This window comes from Pedobacter sp. UBA5917 (assembly GCF_002432345.1).
Classification (GTDB): Bacteria; Bacteroidota; Bacteroidia; order Sphingobacteriales; family Sphingobacteriaceae; genus Pedobacter.
Genome location: NZ_DJDT01000127.1, coordinates 23,574 through 39,936, shown reverse-complemented (window position 1 = coordinate 39,936; position 16,363 = coordinate 23,574). Strand labels below are relative to the sequence as shown.

Genomic DNA, 16,363 nt, shown 5'->3' with positions numbered 1-16,363 from the left:
CGTCATGCTGAATTTATTTCAGCATCTTTCCTGCTATTAAGACCCTGAAATAAATTCAGGGTGACGAAACGCGGGAGAATAAATAGAATTCACTAAACCTCAAATGCCCAATCCAAAAATGCTGGCATTACACTTTCCCAGGTGGGTACATCGTGTTTACCACCCACTTTTTCATAATAAAAAACATTCTCAGGTCTTTTATAACCTTTATCAAGAAGAATTTTCACAATATCAATTGTATCATCAATCGAATCGATGATCATGTTTTTATTCCGGTCGGCCTTTTCATCTTCCGTTCCCGTCATTAACCAGAATTTCATATCAGGCTTGGTAGTAGTATTTTCAATCTTCGCATGCATAATGCGGTCGGCATCGGTATAACCATCTGCAAGATCTTTTTTCCTCCACCAAAATGCACCTGAAAAAACGCCAATAGCATCAAACGCAGAAGGATTGTTCCATGCGATATCAAAAGCAGATAAACCACCTAAAGAAAAACCAGCAAAACCTACTTTGCCCGAAATCGGCATCGCAATTTTCTTTTTAACAAAAGGCAGCAGTTCTTTGATTACGAAATCGCTGTAGGCTTGTGCTTTGGCACCGCGGCCTTTAAAATCGGGCACTCCGGCAACGCCATATTCCATTAAACGATCCTCTGATGCTTTAATAGCCACAACAACCAACCTGTGGTTTCTTTTACCGTGATGGGCATCTTCCAAAATCCGGCTAAAATCCATTTTAGCTACATCCTGACCATCGTTAAGCAGTAAAAGTTCTATTTTTTCGTTCCCTAAAATACCTTCAGGCGTATAAATATCTATCTCCACTTCGTGCTTTAAGTAAGCTGATGGAATTTTAAAGTTGTTGATATTAACTTTTACCGATAAAATTGTTGTGTACATCATAATCAAATCCCCTAACACGTGGCAAGTCGCCCCAGAATTTCGGGGCAAAGGTACAAATCTTGCTAAACTATTAATTACCAAAGCTTAATTTTTACAATAAGCTTTGATTTACATCAATTTGGGGCTTAAACAATTCTTTTTACAGATTTAAATTTATATCTTAAATCATTCAATTTTTATTATGGTTAAAGAAGAACATAAGAAATGGTACAGCCCGAATTTAAGTGGCGAAATCGACATGCTCATCTTTGGTCACAGTGGTATCCCTATCCTACTGTTCCCCACAAGCATGGGGCGATATTTTGAAAATAAGGACTTCAGACTGATAGATTCTGTTGAAGGATTTATCAATGAAGGAAAGATTAAGATCTATTGTCCGGATGGCGTCGACAAATTGAGCTGGTACAACAAAAGTATCCATCCTGCAGACCGGGTTAAGAACCACATCTGGTACGACAAGTATTTACTGGAAGAAGTTGCTCCTTTAGCACGGCACGAAACCGGGCACAGTAAAATTATTACTGCCGGCTGTAGTTTTGGAGGCTATCATGCTGCAAATTTTGCTTTCCGGCATCCCTGGCTGGTGAGCCATATGTTCAGTATGAGCGGTGCTTTCGATATTTCGGGGCAACTGGATGGTTTCTACAATGATGATGTGTATTTCAACAATCCTGTAGATTATCTGTTGAACAACAGTAACCCTGAACTGCATTATATGAAAATTGTTTTGGGCACAACAGACCGCGACATGTGCCGGCCGGATAACGAGCGTTTATCAGACATTTTAAGTAAAAAGGGAATCGACCATTGGCTAGATATCAGACAAAATGCCGATCATGATTGGCCGATCTGGAGAGAAATGTTTCCAAATTATATTGCACAGCTTTAGGTTTAGTACTTAGTCCCGAGTCCTAAGTCTGAAGTCGATTAAATCGTATCACTCAAACAATTAACAGATTAACCAGTTAAACAATTAACCATATTGGGTTAAACAATTAAACTTAATTATACCGATGAAGAAAATAGGGATTTTATTCGGACAGGAGCGTTCTTTTCCTGAAGCCGTAATTGAAAGGATCAACCAGAAAGCAGAAAAGGGCATCACTGCCGAGGCTGTTAAAATCGACAAAATATTTCAGAATGCACCTTTGGGTTATTCGGTTATTATCGACCGGATTTCGCAGGATGTGCCATTCTACCGTGCATCTTTGAAAAACGCAGCCATTACCGGAACTGCCGTAATCAATAACCCATTCTGGTGGAGCGCTGATGAAAAGTTTTTCAATAACGTATTGGCCGAACAAATTGGTGTACCTGTGCCCAAAACAGCACTAATTCCTTCAAGGGAACATCCAACAGGAACCACATCCGAATCGTTCTCAAACCTTGAAATGCCATTAAACTGGGATGCCATTTTTGAGTATGTGGGTTTTCCGGCCTATATGAAACCTTATGATGGCGGCGGTTGGAGAGATGTTTATAAATTACATGATAAGGAGGATTTCTTTGATAAACATAGCGGCACACAGCAACTGGTGATGCTTTTACAGGAAGAAATCATTTTCGAAGAATATTTCAGGTGTTATTGCATAGGGGGCAAATATGTACGCATTATGCAGTACGATCCGCGCAATCCGCACCATTTGCGTTATGCAACCGAAGGAAAATCGCCTGATCCGAAATTGCTTAAAAAAGTAGAAGAATATACTTTGAAGTTATGCCAATATTTAGGTTACGACTTTAATACGGTAGAATTTGCCGTTCGTGATGGAGTGCCTATTGCGATCGATTTCTGTAATCCTGCGCCCGATGCCGATATTAAAAGTGTTGGTCAGGAAAATTTCGACTGGGTAGTAGAAACCACGGCCAATTACGCCATCGAAAGGGCAAAAGCACAAAAAGATGGTCAGGACAATTTAACCTGGGGCGAGTACATCAAAGCCTCGGTTGGTGGTAAACCTTTAATTGCAAAAGCAGCGCCGAAAGTAGCGAAAGCCCCAACAGCAAAAAAAGCCGTCATAACCGAAAAAGTACCTGCAAAACCTAAAAAAGCAGCACCTAAAAAATAATTGGGATTTAAATTCTAATCAATATTAACATGAACGAGTTTACACTGGGCATAGAAGAAGAGTACATGGTGATTGATCCCGTTACCAGAGAACTGACTTCGCATGACCAAAAAATTGTGGAGGCTGCACAAAAAATCCATAAAGACCAGGTAAAGGCAGAAATGCACCAGGCCGTGGTAGAAGTGGGTACTGGTATCTGCAAAACCACTACCGAAGCACGCAAAGAGATTTCGCAGCTCCGTTATACCGTTTCGCAGCTTGCCGGAGAACAGGGTTTGCGGATTGGCGCCGCCGGAACACACCCATTTTCGCATTGGGAAAAACAGCTGATTACCGAGCATCCACGTTATAACGAAATTGTTAACGAACTGCAGGAAGCCGCCCGATCTAACCTTATTTTTGGCCTGCATGTGCATGTAGGTTTTCAATCGCGCGAGCTGGCCATCCATATCGCCAATCAGGTGAGGTATTTTTTGCCGCATGTTTTTGCTTTATCAACCAACTCACCCTTCTGGGAAGGTCGGAATACAGGTTATAAATCATTCAGAACTAAAATTTTTGATAAATTTCCCAGAACAGGTATTCCCGATATTTTTAACAGCATAGAAGATTACGACAATTATGTAAAGCTGCTGATTAAAACCAATTGCATGGATAACGCAAAAAAAATCTGGTGGGATATCCGTGTACATCCATTTTTTGATACTGTTGAATTCAGGATATGTGATTGCCCGATGCTGATTGATGAAACCATGGCATTTACAGCACTATTTCAGGCATTATGTGCAAAACTGTACAAACTCCGCTTGCAGAACATGGAATTTATCAGTTATTCGCGGGCATTGATCAACGAAAATAAATGGCGTGCCGCCCGTTATGGTATTGATGGTAACCTGATCGATTTTGGTAAGGAAATGGAAGTAAACTGCCGCAACCTGGTATTGGAATTATTGGATTTTGTAGATGATGTGGTGGATGATCTGGGTTGCCGCGAAGATATCAGTTATGTACATAAAATCCTCGAGCATGGTACAGGTGCCGACAGGCAGTTGGCTGTTTACCAGCAAACTGGTAACTTTGAGGCCGTGGTAGATTACATTACCACCCAAACACTTATAGGCGCAAAGTAATTTTACAATGGATAAAAGAAGCTTAAAGGTAGCTGTTATTGATATGAATAATGGCGCACCGAATCAGGGCATGCGGGGGATTCAGGAGATTTTATCCCGTTTTAAAAATGAAAACCATATTGGTTTAACCTTCGATATTTTTGATTTAAGGCAAAAAGGCGAAATACCGGGCATTGATTATGATGCCTATATTTCGAGCGGCGGTCCGGGGAGCCCGATTGAAAGTAAAGGCGAAAAATGGGAAAATGATTTCTTTAACCTGCTCGATCAGATTGAAGCTTTTAACCAGAAAAACGAAGACAGCAAAAAATACGCTTTTTTAATCTGCCATTCCTTCCAGTTAGCCTGTAGAAAATACGCGTTGGGCAATGTAACCGAGAGGAGATCGAATGCTTTTGGTATTTTCCCGATTACATTAACCGAAGACGGCGAAAAAGATGAAATTTTTAGCGGCATCACCAATCCTTTCTTTTCGGTTGATAGCCGCGATTGGCAGGTAATTGAACCCGATTTCGAAGCTTTCGAACGAAAAGGCGCCAAACTTTTGGCTATCGAAAAGGAACGTAAACATGTTGATTTAGAAAGGTGCATGATGTCTATCCGTTTTTCAGACGAAATTATCGGCACACAGTTCCATCCCGAGGCCGATCCGGTAGGCATGAAAATGTATTTGTTACAGGAAGAAAAGAAAAAAGCGATTGTTGATATGCACGGCGAACAAAAGTACCTCGATATGCTGAACAGTTTAGACGATCCGGCAAGGATTGTACTTACACATAGTATTATTTTGCCCAACTTTTTGCAGAAAGCAATTGGGAATTTGCAGGAGGTATAATTTTATTTATGGAAATAAAGGAAGATTATAAACTTGAAGATATCGAACTAGAGGATATTGAATACACTATTGCTAAAATAAAGACGTCTTTTAAAATTACATTGCCACCAGTGGCATTTGTAGAAGTTAAAACGTTTGGAGACATCTGTGAAGTTTTTCAAAAGAACATCAAATATCAACACGAAGAAAGCTGTACGGTACAACAAGCATTTTATAAGATCCGCAACGCGATTGTTATTTCACAAAAAATAGACAGGAAAAATATTAGCCCCAGCACTCGTCTAGATGAAATTTTCTCCAGGATTGGGCGTAGAAAGAAAATAAAAAAATTTCAAAAAGAACTAGCTATACCTGTTAATTTTTTAACCATGAAAACATGGCTTTTACTTTCCATTATTGCTGGTTTCCTAATCTCATTGGTAGCTTTTTTCTTTAACTGGAAATTTGCTTTAACAGGAGTTTTGAGCTGTTTGATTTTTAATTGGATCGCAACAAAACTTCAACAGGAAATTGAATTAATTTCAATTGGAAATCTTGCTGAAAAAGTAGCCAGAGAACATTATTTGCAGGCAAGACGAAATCAGGACACTATAAATAAAAAAGAAATCAAAGGTTATTCAATGTAGTTTTATAGCCGACCACGATTTAAAACTGACAGATTTATATCAAGATGCGTTACTTTCTAAGTGTTGACAAAATCAAATTATAAACCTATGATACCTGCACAACGCCAAAAATACAACCAACAGTTTACTACAGAAAAGTATCAGACTTTTTTAACCCAACTTGGTTTAGGTTATCCCGAAATTCCTTTCCGCGTTGCTGAAACCCCGATTTTTGTTCCAAAGGCATTAAAAGAAAAACTGATTGCTGCAGGCGAAGAAATCATAAAACTGATAAAACAGTCCAACTTTAAAGCACTTACACAGAAAGCAATCCCTACGGACTGGAATGTACCCAATGAAAATGAGCAGCCCCATTTTTTAACTTTCGATTTTGGGATCTGTAAAAACAAAGATGGCGAACTCACGCCAATGCTGATCGAAATGCAGGGCTTTCCTTCGTTGTACGGTTTTCAGCACCACCTGGCTAAAACCTTTAAAACAAGTTTTGATATAGACAATTCGGTGAATTATTTTTTAAATGGCTTTAACGAAGAAAAATACGTTGAGCTGCTTAAAGAAGTGATTATAGGCAAACACCAACCCGAAGAAGTTGCCCTGATGGATGTAGATGCGCCAAACCAAAAAACGGCGATTGATTTTTTCGTCACCCAGAAATTATTGGGCATCAAAATTCTGGCTTTGGAAGATATAAAAAAGATAGGCAAACAGTTATTTTACGAAGAAAGTGGCAAACAGATCCAGTTAAAAAGGATTTATAATCGACTGATTTTTGACGAAGTTGCCGATAATACCGAAATTTTTAAAAATAGTTTTGATCCACGCGAAGAGCTCGATATCGAATGGGTAACGCATCCCAACTGGTTCTACCGGATCAGCAAGTATACCATGCCTTTTTTAAAAAGTGAATTTGTACCTGAAACACGTTTTCTGAACGAAATAATAGCCATTCCGCCTGATTTAGAGAACTATGTACTAAAGCCATTGTTTTCTTTTGCAGGTATGGGTGTGATTATTGATGTTACAGAAACAGACATTACCAATATAAAAGATCCCGAAAACTGGATTTTGCAGCGTAAAGTAAACTACGAGCCAGCTATTGAGGCCCTAGATGGTGGTGTAAAGGCCGAAATCAGGATGATGTATTTATGGCCCGATGGTGGTGAACCCCAACTTTGCATTAATCTCGCCAGGTTAAGCAGGGGCAAAATGATCGGTGTACGTTATAATGCCGATTTCGACTGGGTTGGTGGCACAATTGGTTTTATGGAGGAGTGATTCTCTTTTTAACCGCAAAGCGCGCTAAGTGAAGCCGCAAAGGCACGCAAAAATATTTTACTTAACCACAAAGTGCACTGAGAGAAGGCACAGAGGTACGCAGAGAAATAATTTTTCCGTGTTTTCAGTGAATCCGTGGCAGATTTAATTCGCATCCAGCTTTAGCATGAAAGACCCTGAAATAAATTCAGGGTGACGACCACTTAAATTAAAAGGCCATTTAAAACCTAACTAAGAAAAGGTTAAATATCCAACTAAGGCTGTAAAACCTCACTCCGAGCCCTCAGTGTAAAACTCGGTTCTCTCTGTGGTAAAACAAGCATTCTACTTGGCCCCCCTTAGCGAAAAGCTTTGCTTACTTTGCGGTTACATACCCATGCAATATATTTACATTCATCTGAACACCAAAGCACTAAAAGCACTTATATTTGTATTATGGATATTCAAACGATTTTAGTCTTTTTACTTTTTGCGGTAGCATTGGTATATGTTGGCCGTTTGGTTTTTAAATCTTTACAGGTAAAAAAAGATGGATGTGGCGGAAATTGCAAATGTGGCGTAGATTTTTCCGATATTAAGCCCGTAAAAAAATAACGTCCCATTTTTATGATCCATCAGTTTAAGGAATATTTTCAGTCTAAGATAGAATTAACTGATGAACAGTTCGATAGTATTTCAGGGCCGTTAAAGGTCAAGAAATTCGAAAAGAACGAGATCATACAATATAAAGGTGACATTTTGAAATATGGTTTTTTTGTGGGCAAAGGTTTGTTAAGATCTTACTCCATTGATGCCAAAGGCAAAGAACATATTATTCAGTTTGCACCCGAAAACTGGTTTATTTCAGACCGTAACCAGATGCACAACGAACCTTCCGATTTTTTTATCGAAGCCATTGAAGCCACAGAATCCGTTATTGTTCCAGATAATTTTATGAGCGAAGCCGCCCGTAAAGTTCCCTGCTTGCTTGCCTTAAATGTAACCATGCTGCATAACTCCATCCGCTTTATGCAAAAAAGGATCAACATGCTTTTAAGTGCAACAGCCGAAGAACGTTATCTCGATTTTATTAAACTTTATCCCAACCTTACCCTGCGCGTTCCCCAATGGATGATCGCATCTTACCTGGGTATTACTCCCGAATCATTAAGCCGCGTTAGAAAAGAACTCGCAAATAAACATTTTAAGCCTTAATTTTAATTTTGAATGATTGAGTTTTGAATGAATAAATGGTTTCCAACATTCCAAACAATTTAATGAATGAATGATTGAGTTTTGAATGAACGAATGGTTTTCAAACTTTTCAACCTTACAACAATTGAGTGAATTTTAAACAAAGAAATAGCTCTTTCCTTCCCAACAATTTAACAATCAATCAATTCCTTCCCTTCATTACTTACCATACATCAATCCCAAGTCGAAACCTGCGCTGTACTTTTGTGTTGTAAATATTAAACATCTCAAAAAACAAAGGATATGGCAACTACAAAATGGACATTAGATCCAACCCACAGCGAATTACAATTTAAAGTAAAACATTTAATGATTACTACTGTAACCGGTAGTTTAAAATCTTTCTCTGCCGAATTAACATCTGAAGGTGACGAATTCGAAAATGCAGAAATTTCTTTCAAAGGTGATATCGATTCGATTGATACCGGAAATACAGACCGTGACAACCACTTAAAGAGCGGCGATTTCTTTGATGCAGAAAAATTCGCGCACATCGAATTCAAGTCTAGTTCAGTAGAAAAAGACGGCGATGATTATACAGTTAAAGGAGATTTAACCATTAAAGGCGAAACCAAACCTGTAAAATTAACTGCCGAGTTTGGTGGTATTGCTACCGATCCATGGGGAAATACAAAAGCAGGATTTACCTTGAGCGGAAAAATCAACCGTTCTGAATTTGGCCTAACCTGGAATGCCGCTTTAGAAACCGGTGGTGTAATGGTAAGTGAAGAAGTTCGCATTTTAGGCGAATTACAGTTTGTGAAACAGGCATAATTTAGCATAGAGCAAAGTGCACGGAGCTTTGTAAAGTGCTCCCTGCGCTATGCGCCATGCCTTAAAAATTAGAAGGTAATGGAAACAAAACAAATAAAAAACGTACTTAAAGCTCCTGCGCCTCACATGGTTGGCGATGGGTTCAGGGTACATAATTTTTTTCCGAGCGGTTATGAGATTGATATGAGTCCGTTTTTCTTATTGGATTATGGATCAAAAATCGAGTTTTCGGCAAGGAAAAAGCCCCGTGGTGTTGGCGTACACCCTCACCGAGGTTTCGAAACCGTAACCATAGCCTATCATGGTGCAGTTGCGCATCACGATAGTTCGGGAAACAGTGGCATAATTTATCCGGGCGATGTACAATGGATGACAGCGGCCGGTGGTGTACTGCATAAAGAATACCACGAAGAAAACTATAGCTTAACAGGCGGACCTTTTCAAATGGTACAGCTCTGGGTAAATCTTCCGGCAGCGAATAAAATGTGCAGGCCAAAATACCAGGCCATTAAACAGGCCGATATGGCACACTTTAATTTACCTCAAAATGGAGGAAAGATTGAGATCATTGCGGGCAGTTACAAGGATATAAAGGGTAATGCAAGTACTTTCACCCCTATCGAGTTGTATAATGCACGATTGAATAAAGGTGGAGAAGCTGTTTTTAATTTCCCTGAAAACTTTAATACAGGTTTTATGGTGATTGAAGGTTCGATCAGGATTAATGGATCCGAAAATATAACGGCAGATAACTTCATCCATTTCGATAACAAAGGTGAAGAAATTAAGATAGAGGCTTTGGAAAATAGTGTGATCCTGATTTTAAGCGGAGCACCTATTAACGAACCAATTGTGCAATACGGCCCTTTTTTAATGAATACCGAGGCCGAAATCCATCAGGCAATTGAAGATTATAACCAGGGCAGATTTGGTTATTTAGAAGAGTAAAGCAAATTCCGCTAAGTTTTGTCACGTTGAGCTTGTCGAAACGGTTTGTAGAGGTTAAAAAGGTCCTTCTACAGGCTCAGGGTGACAATTCTATCAAAAATCAGTTTACTAACAATATATTTTAGCCGGCATTTTATAAAATCTGCCGGCTTTTTTATGCCTGTTTAAAAATACAGCCATAAAAACAGTATATTAGAACAAACTAACGATCACTCATCCCAGCCGCTTCTTTTTCATCATTCATTCAATCTTCATATTCGTTAGTGATTTTTGGTTATAAATCAGAACAGAAAAATGTCCGGAAAACAAATATTTCAAACTGAGACTAAAAGACGCTGGAATACTTTTACATGGGTAAGCCGTACATTCTTTTTAGTTTTCATTGGCGCAATCATCTGCGTAGTGTACACCTTATCGTCGGTACAGGCTCCCAATTTACCATTTATTGATACGAATTCGCCTTTAACCCAGAAACAGCTGGATAAATTAAAGAAATCGCAGCAGTACAAGGATTTTGCGATTGAAAAATCAAAACTTCAAAAAATAAAAAAAGACCGCGAGCACCGTATCCTTACCCATCGCGGCAATAGTAAACGGATTAATATGGCTTTTTATGTAAGCTGGGCTGAAAGTAAAGAATCATCAATATCGGATTTAAAACGCAATATCAGCCATTTAGATATGGTGGCCACAGAATCTTTCTTCCTAAACGGCGATTCGATAGTTGATAAGGTTGATACAGCAGCATTGAAAGTAATACATGGAGGCAAAAAATCGGCCATTGCTGTGGTTTCCAATTACAATAAAGACCATTGGGATGGTGCAGCAGTAAGGCGTTTGTTAAATGATTTACCTGCGCAGCAAAAGTTGATCTATGATTTGATCGCTGTTACCAAAAAATATGGCTATAGTGGTATCAATATAGATTTTGAAGAGCTTAACCTCGAAAATAGCGACAACTTTAATGCTTTCATGAAAAATCTGTACAATCAGTTCCATGCCGAAAAACTGATTGTTTCACAGGATATTTCACCGGAAAACGACGATTATAAACCCGAAATCCTCCAAAATTATAACGATTATATTGTTTTGATGGCCTATGACCAACATACCGATCAAAGTAATGCCGGTGATATTTCGCACCAGGAATGGGTAGAAGAAAAACTCGACGATATCTGCAGTAAGGTAAATGCCGATAAGGTAATTTTAGCCTTAGCCTGTTATGGTTATGATTGGCCCGACAAAAGCGTTGGGCAACCGATTACTTACGAACAGGCCATGACCAAGGCTGTTAATTATAAAAGTAAAATCAACTACAACCCTGCTTCTGCCAATTTAAATTATAGTTATAAAGATGGTAGTGGTATCAAACACGAAGTATATTTTACCGATGCAGCAACCTATTTTAACCTCATCCGTAAAGCTGATGATTGGGATATTGCGGGTATTGCCCTGTGGCGTTTAGGCTCTGAGGATAAACGTTTATGGTCTTTCATTTCAAATGATCTTAGCCTGGATACCTTAAAGAAAAAACCTTTCGATCTGCGTAAAATATCTTCGCTCAACATGGGTGGCATTTCTTATATCGGAGATGGTGAAATACTGGATCTGATTTCTACGCCCACCCCAGGTAGTGTAAAATTCACCCTGAACAAGGATGATTTTTCAATAGCTGATCAAAAATACATCAGGTTACCGGAACAATATGTAATTAAAAGATTTGGGGAGGCGGATAAAAAAATAGCCCTGACCTTTGATGATGGACCCGACCCTGTTTATACACCACAGGTGCTGAACATTTTAAAACAGGAGAAAGTACCAGGCTGTTTTTTTGTAGTGGGTATTATGGCCGAGCAGAATATGGAACTGTTAAGGCAGGAATATAATGATGGTTACGAAATCGGGAACCATACATTTTTCCACCCTGATATGTCGGCCATCGGACCAAGACGTGTACAGTTTGAGCTGAATGCCACCCGCCGTTTAATCGAAGCAGTTACCGGCCACAGTACCATTTTATTCCGCGCGCCATTTAATGCAGATGCCGAACCACAGAATATTTCCGAAATTTTGCCAGTTGCACAGAGCCGTAAAGAAAATTATATCAACATCGGTGAATATATCGATCCTGAAGATTGGGAGCCAGGAAAAACTGCCGATCAGATTTTTAATGAGGTGGTAAAACAACAGGATAACGGAAATATCCTTTTACTGCACGATGCAGGTGGTAACCGCGAAGCTACTGTTGCCGCTTTACCAAGGATTATCAAATTCTTTAAAGCCAAAGGTTATACTTTTACCACTGTTGGCGATTTAATGGGCAAAAAAAGGTCAGAATTGATGCCAGCGGTTAAATCAACTGCCAATAGCGGTTTCTCAGGTTCAGGGGATTATTTTTTCATTAATTTCTTCTACTACGGAAACATGATTTTGAACATCATATTCTCTGTAGCCATTGTACTGGCCATTTTAAGAACCATTTTTATTGCTTATCTGGCCATCAGACAGCGCAAGAGAGCAAAACGCAATGTGGGTAAATTAATTGCGCAGCCTTCTGAAAAAGTGAGCATCATTATCCCAGCTTATAATGAAGAAATTACGGCTGTGCATACCATTAACAGTCTTTTAAAAACCACTTATCCTAATTTCGAACTGATTTTTGTAGATGATGGTTCAAAAGATAAAACCTTCGAAATCATCAACGAACATTTTGGCAACCATCCGCAGGTAAAGGTTTTCAGGAAAGAAAATGGCGGTAAAGCGTCAGCTTTAAATTATGGAATTGCTAAAGCCAGTGCTGAATTTGTGATCTGTATAGATGCCGATACCCAATTGAAAGATGATGCAGTTACCGAATTGATGCGTTATTTCTACAGCGAAAAAATCGCAGCAGTAGCCGGAACGGTAAAAGTTGGTAATACCAACAACATCATCACCAAATGGCAATCCATTGAGTACATCACTGCCCAAAATATGGACAGACGCGCTTTCGACCTTTTAAATACCATTACCGTTGTTCCGGGTGCAATAGGTGCATTCAGGAAAAATGTAATTCTCGAAGTTGGCGGATTTACTGTTGATACGCTTGCCGAAGACTGCGATTTAACCATGCGTATTTTAAAAGCAGGTTATAAAGTTAAAAACTGTGATAGCGCCATTGCCTATACCGAAGCGCCTGAAACAGTAAATATGTTACTGAAACAACGTTTCCGCTGGAGTTTTGGTGTAATGCAGAGCTTTTGGAAAAACAGAAAAACCTTGCTTAACAAGAAATACGGCTATTTTGGAATGGTGGGAATGCCGAATATCCTGATCTATCAGATTATTTTACCACTATTTTCTCCACTGGCCGATCTTTTCATGCTGATTTCTTTAATCAGTGGCTTATTTTCGTTAAGTGCCATCAATAATTTAACCTTAACCGGTTTTTCAGGAATTTTAAGTCTGCATAACGGTTTTGGGCAGGTGCTGTTTTATTACATCATCTTTATTGTAGTGGATATGTTTTTCGCAGCAATTGCCTTCCGCATGGAAAATGAGAAATATAAAAACCTGCTTTACATTTTCCCTCAGCGCTTTTTCTGGAGACAGTTGATGTATGTAGTGTTATTCCGTTCTTTCCGCAAAGCGATAAAAGGCGAGCTGGAAACATGGGGTACCTTAAAAAGAACAGGTAACGTAAAAGAGCAAACCGCTTAAAAAAATCAAGCTGACTTCCGAAGTCTCAGGGCCTGAGCCCAGGCAAACTTCGGAAGTCTACAAGTAAGGAGAGGTTGTATTATAAACTAGGTTTACCTTATAAATTTGTCACGTTGAGCTTGTCGAAACGCTATAAACGTTCTGAAGAAGATCCTTCGACAAGCTCAGGATGACAATTCTAAAAAACATAAACAATTAATAATTAAGTCATTTAAAAAATAATTATTATTGTTAATGGAAAATTCTAACCAAAGCACATTTTCATTTAAAAAGGTATTGTTAATCGCCTTCATTGCTGGAACTTTAGATGGTTTAGCAGCGGTAATATTCCTGGCAAAAATGAATTTTACCGGTGTATTCCAATATATCGCCAGTGCCATTTTAGGGAAAGAAGCTTTTTCCGGAGGAATAAAAACAGCGCTCATAGGTTTAGTTTTGCACTACATTATCACCTTTAGCTTTACCTTATTTTACATGTTTACAGACTCAAAAATAGCCTTGCTTAAACAGCATTTTATATTATCTGGAATTATTTATGGGCTGCTTGTTTGGACGGTTATGAACTTAATAATTGTTCCGCTCACCAAAATACCACAAGCACCCTTTCACGCCGAAAAGGTTATTTTAAATGCCGTAATCCTGATTTTCTGTATTGGTTTACCGATTTCTTATTTAACGGCCAGAAAAAATTAATTAACGCTTTTCGATTAAACAAACGGCATAAGCCACAACGCCTTCTTCCCTGCCGATAAAGCCCATCTGTTCGTTCGTTGTTGCCTTGATCGAAATATCTTCTGTAGAAATACCAATTGCATCAGCAATATGCTGTTGCATGGCAGGGATATGTGGATTAATTTTAGGTGCTTCCAGGCAGAGCATGGCATCGATATTTCCTACCTGCCAACCTTTTTCAGTCAATAATTTAACCGTTTCTTTCAATAAAATAAGGCTGCTGATGCCTTTCCAACGGTCGTCCGTATTTTTAAAGTGGAAACCGATATCCCGTAAATTCGCGGCACCTAAAAGGGCATCGCAAATGGCATGTAGAAGAACATCGGCATCAGAATGTCCATAAGCACCTTTATGATGATCCAATGTAACACCGCCAACAACAAATGGATGCTGATCTTTTAACTGATGAACGTCGAAGCCGAAGCCTACTCTAATTTTCATGGAAATTTTGATTAATTGTTTAACACGCTAATCAGTTAATGCAACTTAAGAGCTGAATTATTTTTTAACGATCTTTTTTTCGCCAAAGTTAAACAATAGACCAAAACGTAAGGTATTTGCAAGTGGACTAGTTTGCGCATTTGCAATTAAATACGAGAAATCGATATTAAAAACGTTGTATTTTAAGCCCAGTCCCAATGTAAAGTAGCGACTATCACCCTTCATCGGGCTTTGGTAATTATAACCTGCCCTTACGGCAAACTGCTGATTATACCAGTATTCCAAACCTGTTGAAATGCCAACTTCTTTCAGTTCTTCTTTAAAACCTCCTGGGGCATCACTAAACGAGCCAAAAATTCCGGCAGGTACCGAACGGTTAGGATCTTTACCGCTTACAATGTTATTGTTCGAATCGTATATAGGTTGGGTTGGCACCAAAAGTTTATTAAAATCAAGTGCAAAGGTGATGGTACTAAAATCATCTACGGTAATGGTAGAGGCGCCACCGAGCTTAAAATTGGTAGGCAGGAAGAAATTCTGTCCACCATCCGAATAGCTCATTTTCGTTCCGATGTTCGAGATATTCGCACCTGCAGAAAGAACAGCCTGTTTGCCAAAAAGTGTTGTAGATGTTTTATATAACCCCGAAACATCAACAGCTACCGCGTTTCCGCTATGTACCTGTCCGGATGAAGAAAATTGCCCCGAAACCAAATTGGAATTAATGTACCTTAAAGAGGTACCCAAAGAAAATTCTTCGCCAAAATTACGGGCAAAAGAAACATCAAAGGCCAGCTCGTTTGGATTTGAAATACCAAGATCCTGTTGATTGATATCCGTTAACTGGATAGAGCCCAGAGAAAAATACCTTAACGACGCGCCAATGGTATTACGGTCGTCGAGTTTATAAAAGCCACTTAAATAAGCAAGATTAATATCCGGCACTAAATTCTTCAGCCATGGGCTGTAAGAAACGGAAAATCCATAGGGTTTATCTAAAAAGGCAAGTTTCGAAGCATTTATACTGGCCGAATTTACATCTCCGGCAACGGCCACGCCGGCATCGCCCATTGCTCCGGCACGGGCATCGGGTGTAATGAGCAGAAACGGAACTGCCGTTATAATATTATTCGACTCGCTACCGTTTGTCTGGGTATTGCCTATGGTTACCTGGGCATTTGTTTTACCAAATACCAAGGCCATTGAGAGTGCAGAAAAAGCAAGTTTACTAATGTACTTGAAATTCATCCTTTAAAGGTACGTAATTTTAGATTTCGGTATTAAGCAATAAATCAGAATATATACTGTAACGCAAAACCAAAACTTATATTTCACCAAATTACGAATTCTATGATTATTTACTAATTAAACCTACTATTTTTACACGGGGGTGTGACAAGCAAAATTACAATTAACTGTAATACAATACATTAAATATTTTTATAGATGATTTTATATTCAATTAAGTATTTCTATTATCCAGATCTAAAGTTTCTAACCGTCGATTTATGAAGATCAGATTTGGTTTTAAACTGTTTGGAAGACTAAAAATTTATGGATGAACACTAATTTTAACGTCAACTTCCAAGAGATTATGCTATTTCGCACAGATAATTCGATTCAGCAAGTGTTTACTAGACAGAAAACCGACTGTAAAGTTAATTTTCCCTATATTTATAGTAACCAAAAATTATAC

15 protein-coding genes are annotated in these 16,363 nt (G+C 38.8%); 12 read left to right on the top strand and 3 right to left on the bottom strand.

The window, feature by feature from the left end; translation table 11 throughout:
• Positions 1–92: 92 nt before the first annotated feature.
• Complete coding sequence (locus B2V92_RS07790; RefSeq protein ID WP_293306539.1) at positions 93–905, bottom strand: alpha/beta hydrolase; 813 nt, start codon at positions 903–905, stop codon at positions 93–95.
• Between the two features lie 181 nt (positions 906–1,086).
• Here B2V92_RS07790 and B2V92_RS07785 point away from each other — a divergent pair, with 181 nt between their 5' ends.
• The 12 genes from B2V92_RS07785 (at position 1,087) to B2V92_RS07730 (ending at position 14,187) form a co-directional block, all read left to right on the top strand.
• Positions 1,087–1,794, top strand: a complete 708-nt coding sequence (locus tag B2V92_RS07785; RefSeq protein ID WP_293306537.1) for an esterase family protein — start codon at positions 1,087–1,089, stop codon at positions 1,792–1,794.
• 124 nt (positions 1,795–1,918) lie between these two features.
• Complete coding sequence (locus B2V92_RS07780) at positions 1,919–2,974, top strand: ATP-grasp domain-containing protein (protein WP_293306536.1); 1,056 nt, start codon at positions 1,919–1,921, stop codon at positions 2,972–2,974.
• Between the two features lie 29 nt (positions 2,975–3,003).
• Positions 3,004–4,104, top strand: a complete 1,101-nt coding sequence (locus B2V92_RS07775; RefSeq protein ID WP_113949947.1) for a carboxylate-amine ligase — start codon at positions 3,004–3,006, stop codon at positions 4,102–4,104.
• 7 nt (positions 4,105–4,111) lie between these two features.
• The gene (locus B2V92_RS07770) at positions 4,112–4,939 is read left to right on the top strand and encodes a type 1 glutamine amidotransferase (RefSeq protein ID WP_293306533.1); all 828 of its coding nucleotides are present in this window, start codon (positions 4,112–4,114) and stop codon (positions 4,937–4,939) included.
• Between the two features lie 8 nt (positions 4,940–4,947).
• Positions 4,948–5,565 carry a hypothetical protein gene (locus B2V92_RS07765; protein WP_293306531.1) on the top strand — a complete coding sequence of 206 codons (618 nt, stop codon included), beginning with the start codon at positions 4,948–4,950 and terminating at the stop codon, positions 5,563–5,565.
• 87 nt (positions 5,566–5,652) lie between these two features.
• A complete protein-coding gene (locus B2V92_RS07760) occupies positions 5,653–6,840 on the top strand; it encodes a hypothetical protein (protein WP_293306529.1) in 1,188 nt (395 codons plus the stop codon).
• Between the two features lie 435 nt (positions 6,841–7,275).
• Entirely contained in the window at positions 7,276–7,434 is a 159-nt protein-coding gene (locus B2V92_RS07755; protein ID WP_082458743.1) for a FeoB-associated Cys-rich membrane protein, read from the top strand.
• 12 nt (positions 7,435–7,446) lie between these two features.
• Positions 7,447–8,034 carry a Crp/Fnr family transcriptional regulator gene (locus tag B2V92_RS07750; protein ID WP_293306524.1) on the top strand — a complete coding sequence of 196 codons (588 nt, stop codon included), beginning with the start codon at positions 7,447–7,449 and terminating at the stop codon, positions 8,032–8,034.
• Between the two features lie 282 nt (positions 8,035–8,316).
• Positions 8,317–8,847 carry a YceI family protein gene (locus B2V92_RS07745; protein ID WP_293306522.1) on the top strand — a complete coding sequence of 177 codons (531 nt, stop codon included), beginning with the start codon at positions 8,317–8,319 and terminating at the stop codon, positions 8,845–8,847.
• A 78-nt stretch (positions 8,848–8,925) separates the two neighbouring features.
• Complete coding sequence (locus B2V92_RS07740; RefSeq protein WP_293306520.1) at positions 8,926–9,795, top strand: pirin family protein; 870 nt, start codon at positions 8,926–8,928, stop codon at positions 9,793–9,795.
• Between the two features lie 294 nt (positions 9,796–10,089).
• The gene (locus B2V92_RS07735; RefSeq protein WP_293306518.1) at positions 10,090–13,494 is read left to right on the top strand and encodes a glycosyltransferase; all 3,405 of its coding nucleotides are present in this window, start codon (positions 10,090–10,092) and stop codon (positions 13,492–13,494) included.
• Positions 13,495–13,728: 234 nt separating this feature from the next.
• The gene (locus B2V92_RS07730) at positions 13,729–14,187 is read left to right on the top strand and encodes a hypothetical protein (protein ID WP_293306516.1); all 459 of its coding nucleotides are present in this window, start codon (positions 13,729–13,731) and stop codon (positions 14,185–14,187) included.
• On the opposite strand, the gene ispF is transcribed toward B2V92_RS07730, so the two are convergent.
• Both ispF and porV read right to left on the bottom strand, forming a co-directional pair.
• Positions 14,188–14,667 carry a 2-C-methyl-D-erythritol 2,4-cyclodiphosphate synthase gene (gene ispF / locus B2V92_RS07725; protein WP_293306514.1) on the bottom strand — a complete coding sequence of 160 codons (480 nt, stop codon included), beginning with the start codon at positions 14,665–14,667 and terminating at the stop codon, positions 14,188–14,190. It lies immediately after the preceding gene.
• Between the two features lie 57 nt (positions 14,668–14,724).
• Entirely contained in the window at positions 14,725–15,915 is a 1,191-nt protein-coding gene (gene porV / locus B2V92_RS07720; RefSeq protein WP_293306512.1) for a type IX secretion system outer membrane channel protein PorV, read from the bottom strand.
• Positions 15,916–16,363 lie beyond the last annotated feature (448 nt).